Annotated in this window: 21 protein-coding genes and 5 tRNA genes; 18 read left to right on the top strand and 8 right to left on the bottom strand. The window is 72.6% G+C overall.

Features of this window, described 5'->3' with window-relative positions; translation table 11 throughout:
• Positions 1–727 (top strand): M15 family metallopeptidase (locus DKL51_RS00445; RefSeq protein WP_124811605.1); only part of this gene is annotated, 727 nt, incomplete at its 5' end.
• Positions 728–778: 51 nt separating this feature from the next.
• Here the strand turns inward: DKL51_RS00445 and DKL51_RS00440 are convergent.
• On the bottom strand, positions 779–1,816 hold the full coding sequence (locus DKL51_RS00440) for a M36 family metallopeptidase (RefSeq protein ID WP_109944074.1): 1,038 nt from the start codon (positions 1,814–1,816) through the stop codon (positions 779–781).
• 83 nt (positions 1,817–1,899) lie between these two features.
• On the opposite strand from DKL51_RS00440, the gene DKL51_RS00435 reads away from it, so the two are divergent.
• The 4 genes from DKL51_RS00435 to DKL51_RS00425 all read left to right on the top strand — a co-directional run bounded on the left by DKL51_RS00435 (position 1,900) and on the right by DKL51_RS00425 (position 4,576).
• Complete coding sequence (locus DKL51_RS00435; protein ID WP_109944075.1) at positions 1,900–2,406, top strand: DinB family protein; 507 nt, start codon at positions 1,900–1,902, stop codon at positions 2,404–2,406.
• Between the two features lie 115 nt (positions 2,407–2,521).
• The gene (locus DKL51_RS00430; RefSeq protein WP_109944076.1) at positions 2,522–3,562 is read left to right on the top strand and encodes a zinc-dependent alcohol dehydrogenase family protein; all 1,041 of its coding nucleotides are present in this window, start codon (positions 2,522–2,524) and stop codon (positions 3,560–3,562) included.
• A 16-nt stretch (positions 3,563–3,578) separates the two neighbouring features.
• Positions 3,579–3,713 carry a hypothetical protein gene (locus DKL51_RS36040; protein ID WP_260428315.1) on the top strand — a complete coding sequence of 45 codons (135 nt, stop codon included), beginning with the start codon at positions 3,579–3,581 and terminating at the stop codon, positions 3,711–3,713.
• A 92-nt stretch (positions 3,714–3,805) separates the two neighbouring features.
• A complete protein-coding gene (locus tag DKL51_RS00425) occupies positions 3,806–4,576 on the top strand; it encodes a hypothetical protein (protein ID WP_109965862.1) in 771 nt (256 codons plus the stop codon).
• Here the strand turns inward: DKL51_RS00425 and DKL51_RS00420 are convergent.
• Positions 4,563–5,312: an alpha/beta hydrolase gene (locus DKL51_RS00420; RefSeq protein ID WP_185734654.1), complete on the bottom strand. Its 750-nt coding sequence runs from the start codon at positions 5,310–5,312 to the stop codon at positions 4,563–4,565. The two genes, DKL51_RS00425 and DKL51_RS00420, sit on opposite strands and share 14 nt — an antisense overlap.
• Before the next feature lie 220 nt (positions 5,313–5,532).
• On the opposite strand from DKL51_RS00420, the gene DKL51_RS00415 reads away from it, so the two are divergent.
• The 4 genes from DKL51_RS00415 (at position 5,533) to DKL51_RS00400 (ending at position 8,908) form a co-directional block, all read left to right on the top strand.
• Complete coding sequence (locus DKL51_RS00415; RefSeq protein WP_109944079.1) at positions 5,533–5,904, top strand: hypothetical protein; 372 nt, start codon at positions 5,533–5,535, stop codon at positions 5,902–5,904.
• Between the two features lie 70 nt (positions 5,905–5,974).
• Entirely contained in the window at positions 5,975–6,262 is a 288-nt protein-coding gene (locus DKL51_RS00410) for a DUF1905 domain-containing protein (RefSeq protein WP_109944080.1), read from the top strand.
• Between the two features lie 85 nt (positions 6,263–6,347).
• Positions 6,348–6,764, top strand: a complete 417-nt coding sequence (locus DKL51_RS00405) for a VOC family protein (RefSeq protein ID WP_109944081.1) — start codon at positions 6,348–6,350, stop codon at positions 6,762–6,764.
• A 134-nt stretch (positions 6,765–6,898) separates the two neighbouring features.
• The gene (locus tag DKL51_RS00400; RefSeq protein WP_124811604.1) at positions 6,899–8,908 is read left to right on the top strand and encodes an elongation factor G; all 2,010 of its coding nucleotides are present in this window, start codon (positions 6,899–6,901) and stop codon (positions 8,906–8,908) included.
• Positions 8,909–8,914: 6 nt separating this feature from the next.
• Here DKL51_RS00400 and DKL51_RS00395 read toward each other — a convergent pair whose 3' ends face one another.
• Entirely contained in the window at positions 8,915–9,502 is a 588-nt protein-coding gene (locus tag DKL51_RS00395) for a DUF6058 family natural product biosynthesis protein (protein ID WP_109944083.1), read from the bottom strand.
• Positions 9,503–9,670: 168 nt separating this feature from the next.
• Here DKL51_RS00395 and DKL51_RS36035 point away from each other — a divergent pair, with 168 nt between their 5' ends.
• The 9 genes from DKL51_RS36035 to DKL51_RS00355 all read left to right on the top strand — a co-directional run bounded on the left by DKL51_RS36035 (position 9,671) and on the right by DKL51_RS00355 (position 13,316).
• Positions 9,671–9,799 (top strand): hypothetical protein, encoded by a 129-nt coding sequence (locus tag DKL51_RS36035; protein WP_260428314.1) that lies wholly within the window; start codon positions 9,671–9,673, stop codon positions 9,797–9,799.
• A 224-nt stretch (positions 9,800–10,023) separates the two neighbouring features.
• Positions 10,024–10,096 (top strand) — tRNA-Glu (locus DKL51_RS00390).
• Positions 10,097–10,123: 27 nt separating this feature from the next.
• A tRNA-Gly gene (locus DKL51_RS00385) sits at positions 10,124–10,197 on the top strand.
• A gap of 30 nt (positions 10,198–10,227) precedes the next feature.
• Positions 10,228–11,427: an RtcB family protein gene (locus DKL51_RS00380; RefSeq protein ID WP_109944084.1), complete on the top strand. Its 1,200-nt coding sequence runs from the start codon at positions 10,228–10,230 to the stop codon at positions 11,425–11,427.
• Positions 11,428–11,466: 39 nt separating this feature from the next.
• Positions 11,467–11,539: transfer RNA gene (locus tag DKL51_RS00375), tRNA-Arg, on the top strand.
• Positions 11,540–11,575: 36 nt separating this feature from the next.
• Positions 11,576–11,647 (top strand) — tRNA-Gln (locus tag DKL51_RS00370).
• A 5-nt stretch (positions 11,648–11,652) separates the two neighbouring features.
• Positions 11,653–11,729, top strand: a tRNA-Leu gene (locus tag DKL51_RS00365).
• A 606-nt stretch (positions 11,730–12,335) separates the two neighbouring features.
• Positions 12,336–12,551, top strand: a complete 216-nt coding sequence (locus DKL51_RS00360; protein WP_109944085.1) for a DUF8847 domain-containing protein — start codon at positions 12,336–12,338, stop codon at positions 12,549–12,551.
• Between the two features lie 15 nt (positions 12,552–12,566).
• A complete protein-coding gene (locus DKL51_RS00355; RefSeq protein WP_109944086.1) occupies positions 12,567–13,316 on the top strand; it encodes a hypothetical protein in 750 nt (249 codons plus the stop codon).
• Positions 13,317–13,325: 9 nt separating this feature from the next.
• Here the strand turns inward: DKL51_RS00355 and DKL51_RS00350 are convergent, their stop codons facing one another.
• The 5 genes from DKL51_RS00350 to DKL51_RS34590 all read right to left on the bottom strand — a co-directional run.
• Entirely contained in the window at positions 13,326–14,219 is an 894-nt protein-coding gene (locus tag DKL51_RS00350) for a Gmad2 immunoglobulin-like domain-containing protein (protein WP_109944087.1), read from the bottom strand.
• On the bottom strand, positions 14,216–15,595 hold the full coding sequence (locus DKL51_RS00345; protein ID WP_243420857.1) for an ATP-binding protein: 1,380 nt from the start codon (positions 15,593–15,595) through the stop codon (positions 14,216–14,218). The genes DKL51_RS00350 and DKL51_RS00345 overlap by 4 nt, the downstream gene beginning before the upstream one ends.
• Positions 15,596–15,617: 22 nt before the next feature.
• Complete coding sequence (locus tag DKL51_RS00340; protein ID WP_109944089.1) at positions 15,618–16,298, bottom strand: response regulator; 681 nt, start codon at positions 16,296–16,298, stop codon at positions 15,618–15,620.
• Positions 16,299–16,388: 90 nt separating this feature from the next.
• Positions 16,389–16,922 (bottom strand): AMIN-like domain-containing (lipo)protein, encoded by a 534-nt coding sequence (locus DKL51_RS00335; RefSeq protein WP_243420858.1) that lies wholly within the window; start codon positions 16,920–16,922, stop codon positions 16,389–16,391.
• Between the two features lie 175 nt (positions 16,923–17,097).
• Positions 17,098–17,397 (bottom strand): hypothetical protein (locus tag DKL51_RS34590; RefSeq protein ID WP_221623108.1); only part of this gene is annotated, 300 nt, incomplete at its 5' end.

The following is a 17,397-nucleotide window of genomic DNA, read 5'->3' as shown; positions in this document are numbered from 1 at the left end:
GACCCCGACGCCGACACCCAGCGGGCCCCGCGCCCCCGCCGACTTCGTCGTGCTCTCCGACGTCGACCCGGGCATTCGCGCCGACATCCGGTACGCCACCGCGCACAACTTCGTCGGCCGGCCGATCGCCGGCTACCGCGAGCCGCTCTGCCTGCTCACCCGCCGGGCGGCCGAGGCGCTGCACCGGGTGCAGACCGCCGCGCTGGCCCAGGGCCACAGCCTCAAGGTGTACGACTGCTACCGCCCGCAGCGGGCGGTCGACGACTTCGTCGCTTGGGCGAAGAATCCCGCCGAGCAGCAGATGAAGGCCGAGTTCTATCCCGGCGTGGCCAAGGACCGGCTCTTCGCGGAGGGCTACATCGGCGCGCCGACCGCGCACAGCCGGGGCAGCACCCTCGACCTGACCCTGGTCGCCGTCCCCACCGCCGACCAGCCGGCGTACCTGCCCGGCCAGCCGCTGGTCTCCTGCACCGCGCCGCCCGGGCAACGGTTCCCCGACAACAGCGTCGACATGGGCACCGGTTTCGACTGCTTCGACGCGCTCGCGCACACCGCCGACGCCCGGGTCACCGGCGCGGCCCGGGACAACCGGGCGCTGCTCCGGCGGCTGATGAGCGCGCAGGGCTTCGAGAACTACCCGCGCGAGTGGTGGCACTACCGGTTCACCGACGAGCCGTACCCCAAGACGTACTTCGACTTCCCGGTCGCCCGCTCCTCGCTGCGCTGAGCCGCCCCGCCCGGACGTCGGTCCGACCGGGGCGGCCCGCGATACCAGCGGTCAGAGAATCCCGCGGGCCTGGAACGCGGCCCGGGTCGCCGTGGCGGCGGAGGACCCGTAGTGCTGCTGCGCGGCGGCCACGGTGGCCAGCGCGGCGTCCCGGAACGAGGTGTCCGGGGCGAAGTCGAACTGCGCGTCCACGATCAGCGTGGTGGCCTTGGTGTCGCCGAGGGCGGTACGGATGTCCCACAGCGCGCGCGACCAGATCTCCCCGTCGGCGTGCACCTCGCCCCGCACGTCCTGCGGGTAGACCTTGTTGCCGTCGAGCCGGCGCAGGCAGTGCGGGACGGTGCGGGTGTAGGAGACCGAGTCCCAGTCGGCCACGCAGGCCTCCGGGGTCTTCGTCGGCGTACCGGTGGCCCAGCTGGTCACCACGACGGCCAGGTAGTCGCCGAACGCCTCACCGATGGAGCCGGACTCCAGGTTGGTGCCGAAGCCGGGCACCTGCCCGTCCTGCACCGAGTGGCCGTACTCGTGGACGATCACCTCGGCGTCCTCGGCGTCGTCCACGCCGCCCTTGCCCAGGGTGATGTTGGCCTTGTCCTCACGGAAGAACGAGTTGTCCCCGCCGAACTGGTCGATGCGCAGCTCGATCTGCCGCTGGTTGACCGGCCGCAGGGTGCTGCCGAAGCCGAGCGACTGCAGGTACGCCTGGGCGGTGTTGACCCAGTGGTAGCCCATGACCTGCTCGAACTGGTCCGCGTCGCGGTGCCACGCCGGGAAGGCGCCGTCCACCATCCGGGCCGGCGTGCCGGTGCCGCTCTTCACCACGACGTACTTGCCGGTGAGGGTGCCGGAGCCGTCGAGGTTGGTCAGTGTCACCGACCGGTACGCCCCGGCCAGCGCCGGGTAGTCGGCGTCCTTCTGGTCGGTCAGCGTCTCGTCGCCGAGCTGCTGCACGGGGTTGGGGGCGAAGACCGTCGCGGTGGCGTTGTGGTCGTAGGTCTCGCCGGCGGCCTGGACGGTCGTGCCGCCGGCCACCAGGGCCGCGGTGACCGCCGAGGCGACCAGCGCGGAACGTTTGAGGTGCGGGTGCATTCATGATCCCTTCGAGTGTGGATCGATTCGCTGAGACTAGGCTCCCGGTCGATCCCTGCCAACCATCGCCGGAAGGACCCACCGTGGAGACCGAACGGATCGGCCCGCCCCTGCTCGCCGGGGAGCGTGAGACGCTGCGCGCCTTCCTCGACTTCCACCGCGCCACCCTGGCGATGAAGTGCGCGGGCCTGACCGACGAGGAGCTACGCCGGCAGTCCTCCCCGCCCTCGACGCTGTCCCTGCTCGGCCTGGTCCGGCACATGGCCGAGGTGGAGCGCGCCTGGTTCCGCCGGGTGATCAACGGCGAGGACATCCCGCTGGTCTGGTCGGGGATGGGCGACTACCAGGAGGCGTACGACGCCGCGACGGCCAGCCGGTCGGAGGCGTTCGAGGCGTGGCAGCGGGAGGTCGAGCACGCCCGCCGCATCGAGCGGGAGGCGGAGTCCCTCGACGTCACCGGCCATCAGGAGCGGTGGGGCGAGGACGTCTCCCTGCGGCTGGTGATGCTGCACATGATGCACGAGTACGCCCGGCACAACGGACACGCCGACTTCCTGCGGGAAGCCATCGACGGCTCGGTCGGGGTCTGAGCGCCACGCCGTCGAACGGGCCGGGACTTCGGTCCCCGCCGATGGGTCCTCCGACCCTGCCCGCCGGTCACCCCTGCGAGAACCGTGGAAGGTGACAACAGCGTGAGGAGGAGCCATGAAGGCACTCGTGTACGGCGGGCCGGGCGAGAAGTCCTGGTCCGAGATCCCCGATCCCACCATCGCCGCCCCGCGCGACGCGATCATCCGGGTCGACGCGGTCACCATCTGTGGCACCGACCTGCACATCCTCGGCGGCGACGTCCCCGAGGTGCAGTCCGGTCGGGTGCTCGGCCACGAGGCGGTCGGCACGGTCGTGGCGGTCGGTGACGGTGTCGGCAACCTGAAGGAGGGCGACCGGGTTCTCGCCTCGTGCATCTCCGCCTGCGGCGTCTGCCGTTACTGCCGCGAGGGCGCCTACGGGCAGTGCCTCGGCGGCGGGGGCTGGATCCTGGGCCACCTCGTCGACGGCGTGCAGGCCGAGTACGCCCGCATCCCGTTCGCGGACCTGTCCACGTACAAGCTGCCCGCGTCGGTCTCCGACGAGGCCGCCGTCCTGCTGGCCGACATCCTGCCCACCTCGTACGAGGTCGGCGTCCTCAACGGCCAGGTCCGCCCCGGCCAGACCGTCGTGGTGGTCGGTGCCGGCCCGATCGGGCTGGCCGCCATCCAGGGCGCGAGGCTCTACTCGCCGACCCACATCATCGCCGTCGACAAGGCGCAGAGCCGGCTCGACGCGGCCAAGCAGTTCGGCGCGGATCTGACCGTGCTCGTCGACGACGACCCGCTCGAGGTCGTCCGCTCGGTCACCGGCGGCCTCGGCGCCGACGTGGTGATCGAGGCGGTCGGCACGCCGGCCACCTTCGAACTCTGCACCACCCTGGTGCGCCCCGGCGGGCGGGTCGCCAACATCGGCGTGCACGGCAAGCCGGCCACGCTGCACCTGGAGCAGCTGTGGATCCGCAACGTCACCATCACCACCGGCCTGGTCGACACCCGCACCACGCCGACGCTGCTGGACATGCTGGTCGCCGGCCAGCTCGACACGGCGCACATGGTGACCCACCGGTTCGCCCTCGACCAGATCCTCGAGGCGTACGACGTCTTCTCGCGTCCGGCGGAGACCGGCGCGCTCAAGGTCGTGCTGACCCGCAGCTAGAAGAAGGAGGCCGACGATGACCGGACGAACCGCACGGACCCTCGGCGGCGTGGCCGTCATGGCGGTGGCCGCGGTGGTCGCGTACCCGGTGCCGCTGCGCCGCTGGTACCGGACCTGGCGGGCCCGCGACGGCGAGCCGGCCCGCGCCTGATCCGCCACACCGCACCTCCGGCCCGCGCCGGAGGTGCGGCGCGTCCGGGCGAACCGTGCTCCACAATGTGTACGACCGGAAGGGGTGGGACGTTGGGTGAGCGGAAGGTCGTCGTGTACGGCCCGTCCCGCGTGCCGTGGCTGCGCCCTCTGGCCCGCCCGTCGGTGCCGAAGCTCACCTACCTCGGCTGCGCCGTCAGCGGCTCCGTCGCGGGCGGCTTCCTGTCCAGCGGCCACCGGTACACGGCGCTGGTGCTGGTCGGGGCGACCGCGTTGGCGGCCACGCCGGTGCTGGCCGCGCTGGGCAGCCGCCGACACGTGGTGCTCACCGGGGCGTACGGCTGGCGGATCTGGATCCCGATCGGCAAGGCGTATGCCAGCCTGCTCCGGTCCTTGCCGGAGCTGCACCCGATGATCGAGCTGCGGCCGACGCGGCTGGCGCTGGAGCGCGCCCGCTTCGATCACGCCCTCCTCGTCGCCCGCCGCCAGCGGGTCGAGGCGGCGCACGCCACCGTGCGAACGGCCGGGTACGGCCTCGCCGGCGACGATCCGGTCCGCGACGAGCTGGAGCTGCGGACCCGGCTGCTCGGCGACACCCTCGACGAGCTGGACGCGGAGATCACCCGCCGGACCGCGGAGCTGGCCGCGCTGGCCGAGCGGTGGGCGGAGTTCGCCTACCGGCGGGCCGCCGAGCGGCGGGCGGCGCGGGCCAGCCGTAAGGCGCTCGGCACCCTGGCCGCCGTCGACGCCACCGTGGACGCGGGCCCGCCGGTCGGCACCGACCCCGTCCCAGAACTGGCCGAGCGCACCGAGGCGGTGCTGTCGGCGTACCGGGAGCTGACCGTGCCGGTCAGCGACCGCTGACCGGCTCGCCCCGCAGCGGCAGCCAGGCCAGCACGTCCTGGATCTTGGCGTCCCAGTACGCCCAGTCGTGGTCGCCGGGGGAGAAGTCCACGGTCAGCGGCAGCCCGCGCCGCCGGGCGGTCTCCACGAACCGGGTGTTGTCCTCGTACAGGAAGTCCTCCGTGCCGCAGGCGACGTAGAGCGCCGGCAGGTCGTCGCCGGCGCGCTCCAGCAGCGCGATGGTGTCGTCGTCGGTGCCCCGCACCTCCCGGTCGCCGAACACGGTGTGCCAGACGGCCGGGTCGACGGGGCTGGTGGGGTGCTCCCGCCGCTCCGCCACGTTCAGCGCGCCGGAGAGGCTGGCCGCCGCCGCGAACCGGCCGGGGTCGCGCAGCGCCCACTTCACCGCCCCGTAGCCGCCCATCGACAGGCCGGCGACGAAGGTGTCCTCCCGCCGCTCGGAGATCCGGAAGAGCGACCGGCAGATTTCGGGGAGTTCGCTGCTGAGGAACGTCCAGTACCGGTTGCCGTGCTCCTCGTCGCGGTAGAAGCTCCGCCCGGCCTGCGGCATCACCACCGCCAGCCCGAGCGGCGCGACGTACCGCTCGATGGCGGTGCGCCGGGTCCAGATCGTGTCGTCGTCGGTCAGGCCGTGCAGCAGATAGAGCACCGGTGGGTCACCGACGACGGGGCTGCCCGCCATGCCGATCTGCGACGACGCCCGCTCCGGCAGGAGTACCGTCATCGACGTGCCCATGTCCAGGGCCTCGGAGAAGAAGTCACAGCGGATCCGCGCCACGGGCGGATGCTACCGAAGCGTCCCCGCGAAACCACCGCTGATCAGGGCCCCTCGGCCCTTTGTCGACCGTTCCTATTGCCGCATCCGGTTCCGAGGGGACAGTATGACCGGGCGGGTGCAGGAAACGGCTTCGTAACCTGCGCGCGATGGTGCTGTCACAAGGAAGTGGGAGTCAGTCATGAGCGACGTGTCGACGGCGCTGGGTGTGCGCCTCTACCCCGACCTGGTCGAGCGGGGCGGGCTGGCGGCCGCGCTCGCCGATTGCGCCGCTCTGCACCAGCTCGACATCGGCCGGCTGAGCGCTCCCGAGAACGGGCGCAGCCGCTACACGCACGCCGAGATGAGCTGCGACCGGGGAGTCGTTCGGGTGGGGCTGGGCGCCGAGGCCCGGTATTTCATGATCGACATCTCCGGGGACGGGCGGGTGCGGGCCCACGGGGACACCTGTGACCTGCTGCCGATCGTCCAGGTGGTGGACGCCTGGCGCAGCGGCGTCGACCTGAGCGAGCTCGCGGCGCGGTTCCCCTTCCTGAAGTGCAAGAAGGACTAGTCGCCGTCGGCTGACGGGAAGGCCGGCCGCGCCGCTGAGCATCTGGGTCGGCGGCTCGTATCCTGGCGCGGTGGATCTGGAGTTCACCGGCGAGATCTGGTTCTGGAGAGGCCCGGCGCCCTGGTACTTCGTCACCGTCCCGACCGCGGAGTGCGGCGAACTGGAGGCGGCCTCCCGGGCCGTGACCTACGGCTGGGGCATGATCCCGGTGACCGCCCGGATCGGGGCGACCCGGTGGACGACCTCGCTGTTCCCCAAAGACGGGCGGTACATCGTGCCGGTGAAGGCCGCCGTACGGCAGGCCGAAGGGCTCGACGCCGGCGACATCGTCACGGTCCGGCTGACCGTCGACGTGTGACCCGACGGCGCGCTGGACGACGCTGGATCGTCGTACCCGCGTCGTAGCGTCCCGGCAGGAGCGCCGGACGACGGAGGGACCCACCGTGCTGCGAGGACTTGCCACCGTCAGCTTCTGGGCCGCCGACCTTCCCGCGGCCAGAGCCTGGTACGCGGACCTGCTCGGCGTCGAGCCCTACTTCGAGCGGTCCGGCCCGGACGGCCGCTCCGCGTACTGCGAGTTCCGCCTCGGCGACCACCAGGACGAGCTCGGTCTGATCGACCGCCGGTACGCGCCGCCGGGGGCGGCGGAACGGCCGGGCGGCGCGATCGTCTATTGGCACGTCGACGACGTCGAGGCGGTCGTCGACCGGCTGCTGGCCGCCGGGGCCCGGGAGTACGAGCCGGTTCGGAAGCGCGGCGACCTGGGCTTCGTCACCGCCTCGGTGGTCGACCCGTTCGGCAACGTGCTCGGTGTGATGACGAACCCGCATCACGTCGAGACCCACCGCCTGGCGAGTTAATCGGTTGTCCCCGTCCGGGGCCGGCTGGTGCAATCCGGTCACCAGCCCGATCGAGCAGAGGAGCCAGGCAATGCGAGCAGCGTGCATGTCCAACCAGAAGGGAATCGCCATCGACCCGAAGGACATGACGCTTCGTGACAACGCTCAACCTGGGAATCCTGGCCCATGTCGACGCCGGTAAGACGAGCCTGACGGAACGGCTGCTGCACAGCGCCGGCGTCATCGACGAACTCGGCAGCGTCGACGACGGCAACACCCGCACCGACACCATGGCGCTGGAGCGGCAGCGCGGCATCACCATCCGCTCCGCCGTCGTCTCGTTCGTCGTCCACGGGGTGACGGTCAACCTCATCGACACCCCCGGCCACCCCGACTTCATCGCCGAGGTCGAGCGGGTGCTCAGCGTGCTCGACGGGGCGGTGCTGGTCGTCTCCGCCGTCGAGGGCGTACAGGCGCAGACCCGGGTGCTGATGCGGACGCTGCAACGGCTGCGCATCCCCACCCTGATCTTCATCAACAAGGTGGACCGGGCCGGCGCCGACCCGGAACGGGTGCTGCGCCAGATCGCCGAGAAGCTGACGCCCCACGTGGTCGCCACCGGGTGGGTCGACGCCTCCGGCACCCCGGCCGCCCGCTGTACGCCCTTCGGGTCCGACGACTCGGCCTTCACCGATCGGCTGGTCGACCTCCTCTCCGCGCACGACGACGCGCTGCTCGCCGCGTACGTCGAGGACGAGCGCGCGGTGTCCGCGGGCCGGCTGCGCCGGGCGCTGGCGGCGCAGACCGGCCGGGCGCGCGTGCACCCGGTCTTCGCCGGTTCGGCGATCACCGGGGCCGGGGTGGCGGCGCTGACGGCCGGCATCGCCGAGCTGTTGCCGGTGGCGGCGGGCGACGAGGACGCGCCGCTTTCCGGCACCGTCTTCAAGGTCGAACGCGGCCCGGCCGGGGAGAAGATCGCGTACGCCCGGATCTTCACCGGCGTGGTCCGGGTCCGCGACCGGATCCGCATCGGGCGCGACGCGGAGGCCAAGGTCACCGCGATCAGCGTCTTCTCCGACGGCGACGCGGTGCCCTCCCAGACGGCGGGCGCCGGCCGGATCGCCAAGCTGTGGGGCCTGTCCGACGTCCGGATCGGGGATGTCCTCGGGGTCGCGCCCGACCGGCCGGCCGGGCGGCACCACTTTTCCCCGCCGACGCTGGAGACCGTCGTCGTACCCTGCCGGGCGGCCGACCGGGCGGCCCTGCACACCGCCCTCGCCCAGCTCGCCGAGCAGGATCCGCTGATCAACCTCCGCCAGGACGACCTCCGGCAGGAGATCTCCGTGTCCCTCTACGGCGAGGTGCAGAAGGAGGTCATCCAGGCCACCCTCGCCGACGAGCACGGCGTCCAGGTCACGTTCCGGGAGACCACCACGGTCTGCGTCGAACGGCCGGTGGGCGTCGGCGCCGCCGTCGAGTGGATCGGCAAGGAGCCGAACCCGTTCCTTGGCACGGTCGGCCTGCGGGTCGAACCGGCGCCGGCGGGCAGCGGGTTCGAGTTCCGGCTCGGCATCGAACTCGGCTCGATGCCGCTGGCCTTCCTCAAGGCGATCGAGGAGACCGTCCGGGAGACCCTGCGGCAGGGCCTGTGCGGCTGGCAGGTCATCGACTGCCGGCTCACCCTCACCCACGGCGGCTACTGGGCCCGGCAGAGCCACTCCCACGGCGTGTTCGACAAGAGCATGTCCAGCACTGCCGGGGACTTCCGCAACCTCACACCGCTGGTCCTGATGGCGGCGCTCGCCCGGGCCGGCACCCGGGTCCACGAGCCGATGCACCGCTTCCGTCTGGAGCTGCCGGCCGATCTGTTCGGCACGGTGCTGCCGGTGCTGGCCCGGCTCGACGCGGTACCCCGCACCTCCACCGTCCAGGGGACGTCGTACCTGGTGGAAGGGGATGTGCCGGCCGGGCGGGTGCACGCGCTGGAACAGCGACTGCCGGCGCTGACCCGGGGCGAGGGCGTCCTCGAGTCCGAGTTCGACCACTACCAGCCGGTACGCGGTACCGCCCCCAGCCGGCCCCGCTGGGACCACAACCCGCTCAACCGCAAGGACTACCTCCTCGCCGTCGAGCGCCGGGTCACCGCCCGCCCCGAGTCGCGGTGACCCCGGTCAGCGCGGGTGGCGGGCGCGGACCGCGTCGATGCAGGTGTCCCGGGACGTCGGGCCACCGAACCGGAGCCGGTCGTACCCGGTGAACGCCGGCTCCAACGCGTCCAACTCGTCGACCAGCGCGTGCAGCCGGGCCGACCAGGTTGCCGAACCGGCGTCCCGGTCGTCCGCCGCCGACCGGATCGCCGCGGTCAGCTCGTCCTTGCGCCGAATGCTCTCCGGCGTCACCGAGCGCAGGCAGACGTACTGGCCGCTCAGGTAGGCGTCCCACTCCGCCACGCCCTGCACCGGATCGGGCCAGTGCCCGACGAACCAGGTCGCCAGCAGCTTCGCGCCGCCCGCCCGCTCGGCCAGCGCGAACAGGTCGGCCGGGACCATCTCCGCGCCGTCCGAGCGCAGATAGCCCGGCAGCGGCAGTCGCCGGTCCAGCATCAGCCGGCGTACGTCCTCCGGGTCCCGCCCGGTGGCCGCGCAGAGCTCGTCCAGGACCACGAACTGTTCGCTGACGTACGCGTCGTCCGCCGCCGTCATCGGGTGGTCCCCGTTGACCTCGCGGAACCGCTCCGCCACCCGCTGCCTCAGTTCCACGCCATCGCCTCCCGTCCGGACCGGTGCCGCGTCCGGTCCCGGCGAGCAGGCTAGATGCCCGATCCTTCGGTACCCGCCGAACCATTGATCGAATATCCGTTGCGGCGCCGGACGACCGCCCTTACCGTCAATGAGCAACATCAACCGGATCCACCCAGGGAGTACGCCGTGTCGCAGCACACCCGCACCGAGGCCCCGCGGCCCATGCCGCGCGGTGGTGCCCTGCTGCTCGCCGGCGAACGAGCCCTGAAACTGTGCCGGCGGCAGTACCAGCGGTCGGGGTGGCGGCGCGACTAGCGCCAGCGCGTCAAGCGCAGCCGCCCGCCCCGCGAAAGGGACCGGGCGGCTTTTTCGTCACCCACTCCCGCACCCAGGACGCAGCCCACTTCCGACATGTCCCGACCGTGGCCGGTGACGTCGCTCCTTTTCAACTCCACAGTGGACGGCATGAGCACGACCCCGGCCGGCGCCCCGACGCGCCGGCCGGGGAGACAGCCGGGACGGTCCGTACCGTCCCGCACGGGCCGTTGGAGCAATTGGCAGCTCACCCGGTTCTCAGCCGGGCGGTTACGGGTTCGAGTCCCGTACGGCCTACGTTCGTCCCACCCGGGACGACCCCTCGCGGTTGTAGCGCAGTCAGGAAGCGCGTCACCTCGCCATGGTGAAGATCGCCGGTTCGAATCCGGCCAGCCGCTCGATCACACCCCCGACACGAGGAGACGACGATGGGTTTCACCCCGCTGGCCGGTACCCGGGCGCCGGTACGGGTCTGGACCGACCCGTACACGATCGAGGCGCAGGCGGCCAAGCAGCTGCGCAACATCGGCGCGCTGCCCTGGGTGCAGGGCGTCGCCGTCATGCCCGACGTGCACTTCGGCAAGGGCGCGACCGTCGGTTCGGTCATCGCCATGCGGCAGGCCGTCTCGCCGGCCGCGGTCGGCGTCGACATCGGCTGCGGCATGTCGGCGGTGCGGACCTCGCTTGCCGCGGCCGACCTGCCCGACGACCTCGCCCCGCTGCGCTCGGCCATCGAGGCCGCGATCCCGGTCGGGTTCGCCAAGCGGGACGACCCGGTCGACCCGCGCCGGGTCCGGGGTCTGGAGCAGGGCGGCTGGGACGCCTTCTGGCGGCGCTTCGGCGAGCTGGACCGGAAGGTCGCGCAGCTGGAGCACCGGGCCCAGCACCAGATGGGCACGCTCGGCGGCGGCAACCACTTCATCGAGGTCTGCCTCGAGCAGGGCGGCCCGGACGACGGACAGGTCTGGCTGATGCTGCACTCCGGCTCCCGCAACATCGGCAAGGAACTCGCCGAGCGGCACATGGCGGTGGCCCGCGGGCTGCCGCACAACGTCGACCTGCCCGACCGGGACCTGGCGGTGTTCCTGGCCGGCACTCCGGAAATGGACGCCTACCGCCGGGACCTCTGGTGGGCCCAGGAGTACGCCCGCCGCAACCGGGCCGTCATGCTCGCCGTGCTCTGCGGCGTGCTGCGGGACGAGTTCCCGCACGTCTCGTTCGGCGAGCCGATCTCCTGTCACCACAACTACGTGGCGGAGGAGACGTACGACGGCGTGGACGTGCTGGTCACCCGGAAGGGCGCGATCCGGGCCGGCAAGGGCGACCTGGGCATCATCCCGGGTTCGATGGGCACCGGCTCGTACATCGTGCGCGGCAAGGGAAACCCGGACGCGTACAACTCCGCGTCGCACGGGGCCGGGCGGCGGATGTCGCGCGGGCAGGCGAAGCGGACGTACAGCACGGCCGACCTGGCCCGGCAGACCGCCGGCGTGGAGTGCCGCAAGGACGCCGGGGTGGTCGACGAGATCCCCGGCGCGTACAAGGACATCACCAAGGTGATGGCCCAGCAGGACGACCTGGTCGAGGTGGTGGCGCACCTCAAGCAGGTGGTCTGCGTGAAGGGTTGAACCGATCGGCGCCCGTCGGGGGGCGGGCGCCGGTCGTACGCCCCGGTGGCTCAGCGGAGAGAGCGCCGCTCTACGAAAGCGGAGAGCCCAGGTTCGAATCCTGGTCGGGGCACGGTCCGCATCCGGCGGTACGCCGGAGCGGAACCCTTGCGAGCTGGTGCAGTCGGCAGCACACCTGTCTCTGGAACAGGAGAGGGAAGTTCGAATCTTCCGCTCGCAGCACGAGCCCTCGTGGCCCAACTGGCAGAGGCGGCGGCGGCATGAGGTGCCGCAGGTTCCGCGTTCGAGTCTCGGCGAGGGCATGACAGTGTTCAGGTCAGTTCGGCAGGCCGGTCGTCGACGCCTGCCAACTCTGCCGGGAGTCGCCGACCTACTGGCGGCGCGACCAGGGCTGACGCTAACCGCTTACGCGCCGACCGCCGGGGTGATCACTGGCTAATCGACGGCTTAGTGGCGGCTTAAATTGGCCATAGCCGGCGCCCGAGTGTCAGTGGGCGCCGATACTCTTCACCGCGCGGAAGGCCGGGGTCCGAAGGACTTCTGCACCCGGCCGCCCCAGGCGTGAACCGCCGAGGGCAACGACCCCGGGCCTTCCGTCCAAACCTCGGGTCCGCGTTCAGTACGGACCCGGTGCCCGGCGCCGCCCGTTCCCCCCACAACGGGCGGCGCTCGGCGCTTACCGGATCCGCTTCGCCGCGTACGCCGTGCGCCGGCGCGGCTTCACGCCCTTGGCGACCGCGTCTCCACGTGCCGCGAAAGCCAGCACCGCGGCCATCACCTGCCCGGGGTCGGGTCCCGCACCTCCTGACGGGCGGGGGAAAAGGCGACCTTGACGGTACGGACGTCAGCCGCGTACGGGATCGCCGGACTCTGGCCCGGCCGGCACCGGATTTCGCTACCGTCGAGGCGTGGCCAACGTGAACCTGCGCCTGCGTGGCGGGCCGTACGACGGGCAGACCGTGGGCTGGGACGTGCCGAACCCGGACGACCCGCCCAAGGCGTACCAGTTGAAGCTCCACGGACCGCACGAGGCCGCGGAGACCTTCGAATATCGCCGGTTGGAGCGCGCGCCGGAGGGCGCCGCGGAGGCATGGATCTACGAGGCGTCCGATGGGAGCCGGTAGGAGAGCAGCCGCGACGTGAGCGAGGTGCTCGAGGACGGCGACATCTACTTCCTCTACCGCCCCCGAGTGGGCGAGGAGCACGTGGCATCGCTGAGTGAGGTGCAGCGGCTGCTGGTGGTGCTGCACCCGTGGCGCGGACGGCGGCGGTTGCGGCTGCTCGTCGTGGGTCGCAAGCGGCTGCCGGAGATCGACGAGCACGACCGCTTCTGGGCGTTCGTAGACGCGGTGGTGAGCCGGCCGGAGGAGCTCTACGACGCGCTCCGGCCGCATTTGTACGAGACGAAGACCCGCGGTGAGCGGTTCCAGCCGCCCGCCCGGCCCACGGCCGAGGGGGCGTACTGCATCGCCCGGCACGACGACCACACGCACCTGGCGTACCAGCTGGAGCTGCCGGGTCGACCCGGGCCGCCGCAGCACGAGCTCGAGATCGAGCCGGAGGCGAGCTACATCGTCACGGTGAAGAATCCGCAGGCGCCGTCGCCCCCCGGCGTCGGTCTGCCGGGCCCGGGTAAGGCGAAGCTCCCCGCCGACCTGCAGGAGCGTTTCCACGGCCGGCGCTTCGCGCCACTCGATCCGTCCCGGTTCCTCGACCATGGTGGCGTGGAGCTCGTGTTGATCGGGGCAGCTCACGACGCCTCGGCGGAGCTCGGGATCGACCTGGACGCCGAGGTCGAACGGGCGGCCCGGCACACGATCTTCGAGGATCTGCGGATCGGCCGGGCGGAGCAACCGGCCAACCCGCTGCTCACCGGCCAGTGGCAGTGACCGGGATTCTCATCGGCTGGCGGCGAGGGTGACGGGGACCGCCACGACGTTGATCCGGGAACCGTCGCGCGGCGACACCTCGTACACGTCGATGGTGCCCGACTGGGTGGTGGCGGCGCGGTAGCCGACGGTCGCACGGTAGTCGCCCCGGCAGCCGGTGCCGCAGCTGGCGGTGGTGAAGGCGGTGCCGATCTCCCGGCCGGCGCTGTCGAGGATGCGGATGCTGACCGTCGCCTCGAACACCTGGGCGGTGCCGGCGACCGTCACCGGGCTGGTGATCCGCTGGCCGATGGCGGGCGCGATCACCACGATCGCCGGCAGCAGATCGGCGTAGTCGGCCCGGGAAACGGACTGGTCGCCGGCGCCGAAGGCGACCCGACGCACGGTGGGGAACTGGGTGAGGGTGTAGACGACCTGCGCCTGACGGAGCCGTCGTGTCTCCGGGTCGCCGGCGGTGAACTCCGACGGGGGGCTGATCACCGCCAGCCCGTCGGCGATCCGGACGACCTGCGTACCGCTCGGCAGCAGGGTGACCAGGCCGGCCGCGGCCTCGGCGGGCGACGGCCCGGCGACGAGTTCCGTGAGGGCGAGCCGGGAGGTCGCGATGGTGGCCGGCCGGGTGCGGCGGGCCGGCACGATCCTCCCCGCCGAGACGAACCACAGCTGGAGGGTGATGGTGCCGGTTGGTGCGGGGTCGGTGGGCCGGGTGGTCGGGGTTGCCGGCACCGGGGACGGCCGTGACGGCGGCGTGCCCGTGGTCGACGGCGGTGCCGGGGTCGTCGGCCCGACGGTGTGTTCCGCGGGCGGCACGGCGGTCGGCGCCGGACCGAGCGTTCCGGACCGGGCGTCCGCGCAGCCGGTGGCCACCAGGGCGACGGCGATGACAACGAGCGCTCGTCTCACGGGGCAGCCTCCTCCCCGGCGAGGTCGGCCAGCTCCAGCCGGAACTCGGTGCCGACGCCGGTCTCGCTGTGCACGTACAGGTGGGCGCCGAGCAGGCGGGCGTTCTCCCGGGCGATGGCCAGGCCGAGTCCGCTGCCCGCTCCGGTGCGGGACGGGTCGGCCTTGTAGAAGCGGTGGAACAGGTGGGGGAGATGCTCGGCGGCGATCCCCGGCCCCTGGTCGGTGACGGTGACCGTCACCAGCGGGCCGTCGTGTCGCACCACGGCCCGGATCTCGCCGCCCCCGTGCTCCACCGCGTTGCTGACCAGGTTTGCCAGCACCCGTTCCAGCCGGCGGGGATCGGTGTGCACCCGGACCGGCTCGCCCCTGACGGCCACCCGGTCGTTCCAGCCGCGGGCGTCGACGACGGACCGCAGCAGGGTCAGTACGTCCACCGGCCGCACGGCGAGGACCTCCTGCCCGGCGTCGAGTCGGGAGATCTCCATCAGCTCCTCGACCAGCCGGCGCAACCGAACCACGTCCGTGACGAGGAGTTCGGCGGCCCGGCGGGCGTCGGCGGGCAGCGTGTCCAGCTGATCGGCGAGCAGCGAAGCGGCGGCCACCAGCGCGGTGACCGGCGTCCGCAGCTCGTGCGCCACGTCGGCGGTGAACCGCCGCTCCCGGACCTGCGCCCGGGACAACGCCTCGATCTTCATCTCCAGCGCCTCGGCCATCTCGTTGAACGAGGCGGCCCAGGCGCTGAACTCGTCCCGCCCGTGCACCGGCAGCCGGGTGTCCAGCAGCCCCTCGGCGATCGCCCGCGCCGCCCGACTGGCCCGTCCGACCGGCTCCAGGGTGCGGCGGGCCAGGGTGTTGCCGACCCCGGCGGCGAGCAGCACCACCGCGGCCCAGCCGACCGCCAGGGCGGTGCGGAGCTGGCGCAGGCCGTCGACGAGGTCGTCCTCGACGGTCACCACGTACAGCTCGGCGGTGGAGCCGGGGATCCGCCCGCCGACCACGAGCAGGTGCGGCGCGGTGTCCTCGGGGGAGCGCTGGAAGCCGAGCTGCCCGGCGGCGACGGCCTGCCGCAGCGCGCGGTCCGGTACGGGGGCGAACCGGGGGTTCGACGGCTGGGCCTCGCCGGCGATCAGCAGTACGTGGTGTCCGCTGCCTTCGAAGCTGGTCAGCAGGTCCGCCCGGCGCGCGTCGGTCAGCGGCAGGAACTGCCCGGCCAGCACCAGTTGGTAGCGGGCGTCGGCCGCTGCGCGTTGCAGCGAGCCGTCGTACCGGGCCTGCCGCAGCATCAGGTACGAGCCGCCGGCGAGCACGCCGGCGGAGACCCCGGCGACGAGCACGAACGCGATGACGAGCCGGCGCCGCAGCCGTGCCGATGACACCCGGCCCGCCACCATCGCACTCTCACCCCGTCGACAGCTTGTAGCCGGCCCCGCGGACCGTCCTGATCAGAACCGGCTGGCCCGGGTCGTCCTCGACCTTGCCGCGCAGCCGCTGCACCGCCACGTCCACCAGCCGGGAGTCGCCGAGGTAGGAGTGGCCCCAGACCCGGTCCAGCAGCAGCTCGCGGGTGAACACCTGCCCCGGCCGACGGGCCAGCTCGAGCAGCAGCCGGAACTCGGTGGCGGTCAGGGTCAGCTCCCGACCGGCCTTGCGGGCCACGAACCGCGCCGGGTCGATCTCCAGGGGGCCGACCGTCACGGTGGTCTCCTCGACCGGGGCGGCCCGCCGGCGCAGCACCGCGCGGACCCGGGCGACCAGCTCCGGGAGGTCGAACGGCTTACGCAGGTAGTCGTCGGCGCCGCACTCCAGCCCGACCACCACGTCGATGGTGTCGGTGCGCGCGGTGAGCATCAGGATCGGCACCGGACTGGTCCGCCGGATCTCCCGGCAGACCTCGAGACCGTCCAGGCCGGGCAGCATGACGTCGAGCACGATCAGGTCGACCGGCCGGGCGCGCCAGGAGGTCAGGGCCGCCCGACCGTCGGCCGCGGTGTCCACCCGGAACCCGGCCCGCCGCAGACCGAGGGCGGTGACCTCCCGGATGGAGGCATCGTCCTCGACGAGGAGCAGGCGGCCCTCCATGACCTGCTCAGCGTAGCGCCGGAGCGACGCTGCGGGACCCCGGCGCAACGGTCGGTGATGAGGGCTGGTCGGCCCTCATCACCTCCGCGTTCACTGCTGCCACTGGTGCGCCACGTCGAGCACGATCCGGCTGTGCGTCCCCGGGCCGCTGAGCACGAAGACCCGGTACGGCAGCTGGGCCCGGACACCGACGGCGAAGGTGGTGTAGCCCTCGAAGCTGCCACCGAAGACCACGTCCCGCAGCGTCCGGTAGCCCAGCGCGTTGGCGGCGTGCTCGCCGGTGCGGTACGGCACGGTGGCCACATGGTTCGCGTCGTACGCCGGGGCCTTGAGGGAGACCCGCAGCAGCGCCCCGCCCGCCGTGTACGGCGACAGCGCCAGCCCCTGTCCCTCGGTCCACGTCTGCCCGTACGCGACCGAGAAGCCCTTCGCCGGGCCGGCGAACTCGAAGACCACCCGGTCCCAGCAGTCGTGCCGGCCGGTGCGGACCTGCATCAGCGGGGCGGCGCTGAGCGTGCCGCCCGCCTTGGCCGTGCTGCCCCAGGTGATCCCGCAGTATGGTGTGCTCGCCGTGGCGCCGCCCGTGCCGGCCACCAGCCCTCCCAGCACCACAGTCAGTGCCACCAGTGCTCTCCTCAGTCTCATCGGTTCCTCCCTCTCCATCCCTCCACTGCGGACCTGCCGGCCGGAGGGTCCGTGGCTCGACGGTCCGGCCGCCGTGCCACAGTGGCTTCGCAGCCGGGCAACAGCCAGGTAACAGGCGGCCGCCCCGAGCCGGGGTGGTGGGATGGCCGGCGGCTCACCCGTCCGCGGCGGGCAGCGCGGCCGGGTCGGCCAGGCGCCGCACCGGCCAGCAGTACAGCGGCAGCCAGGTGAGCGCCGCGCAGGCCAGCGCCAGCCAGCCGAACCCGGCCAGCCACAGCCACGCCCCGATGTCGACCAGCGCCACCAACGCGCCGGCCGGCGCCACCACCACTCCCGGCAGCCACAGCGCCGCCCCGGCCAGCGCGCGCTCGCCCGGGTGCTGGGCGCACCCGGGCGACCCTGCTGCACGAGCCCGCCGTGCCGGCCGCCCCCACCGCGCTGGCGCGGCGCTGCG

Origin of the sequence: Micromonospora globispora (genome assembly GCF_003857015.1) — a bacterium.
Lineage (GTDB): Bacteria > Actinomycetota > Actinomycetes > Mycobacteriales > Micromonosporaceae > Micromonospora > Micromonospora globispora.
This window is presented reverse-complemented; position numbering and strand designations above follow the sequence as displayed.

What these genes read in the sequence shown, in the direction of transcription:
- DKL51_RS00340 (WP_109944089.1), bottom strand. Translation starts at nt 16,298, where the DNA reads ATGGAGGGCCGCCTGCTCCTCGTCGAGGACGATGCCTCCATCCGGGAG.
- DKL51_RS00420 (WP_185734654.1), bottom strand. Translation starts at nt 5,312, where the DNA reads ATGGGCACGTCGATGACGGTACTCCTGCCGGAGCGGGCGTCGTCGCAG.
- DKL51_RS00440 (WP_109944074.1), bottom strand. Translation starts at nt 1,816, where the DNA reads ATGCACCCGCACCTCAAACGTTCCGCGCTGGTCGCCTCGGCGGTCACC.
- DKL51_RS00430 (WP_109944076.1), top strand. Translation starts at nt 2,522, where the DNA reads ATGAAGGCACTCGTGTACGGCGGGCCGGGCGAGAAGTCCTGGTCCGAG.
- DKL51_RS00380 (WP_109944084.1), top strand. Translation starts at nt 10,228, where the DNA reads ATGGGTTTCACCCCGCTGGCCGGTACCCGGGCGCCGGTACGGGTCTGG.
- DKL51_RS00415 (WP_109944079.1), top strand. Translation starts at nt 5,533, where the DNA reads ATGAGCGACGTGTCGACGGCGCTGGGTGTGCGCCTCTACCCCGACCTG.
- DKL51_RS36040 (WP_260428315.1), top strand. Translation starts at nt 3,579, where the DNA reads ATGACCGGACGAACCGCACGGACCCTCGGCGGCGTGGCCGTCATGGCG.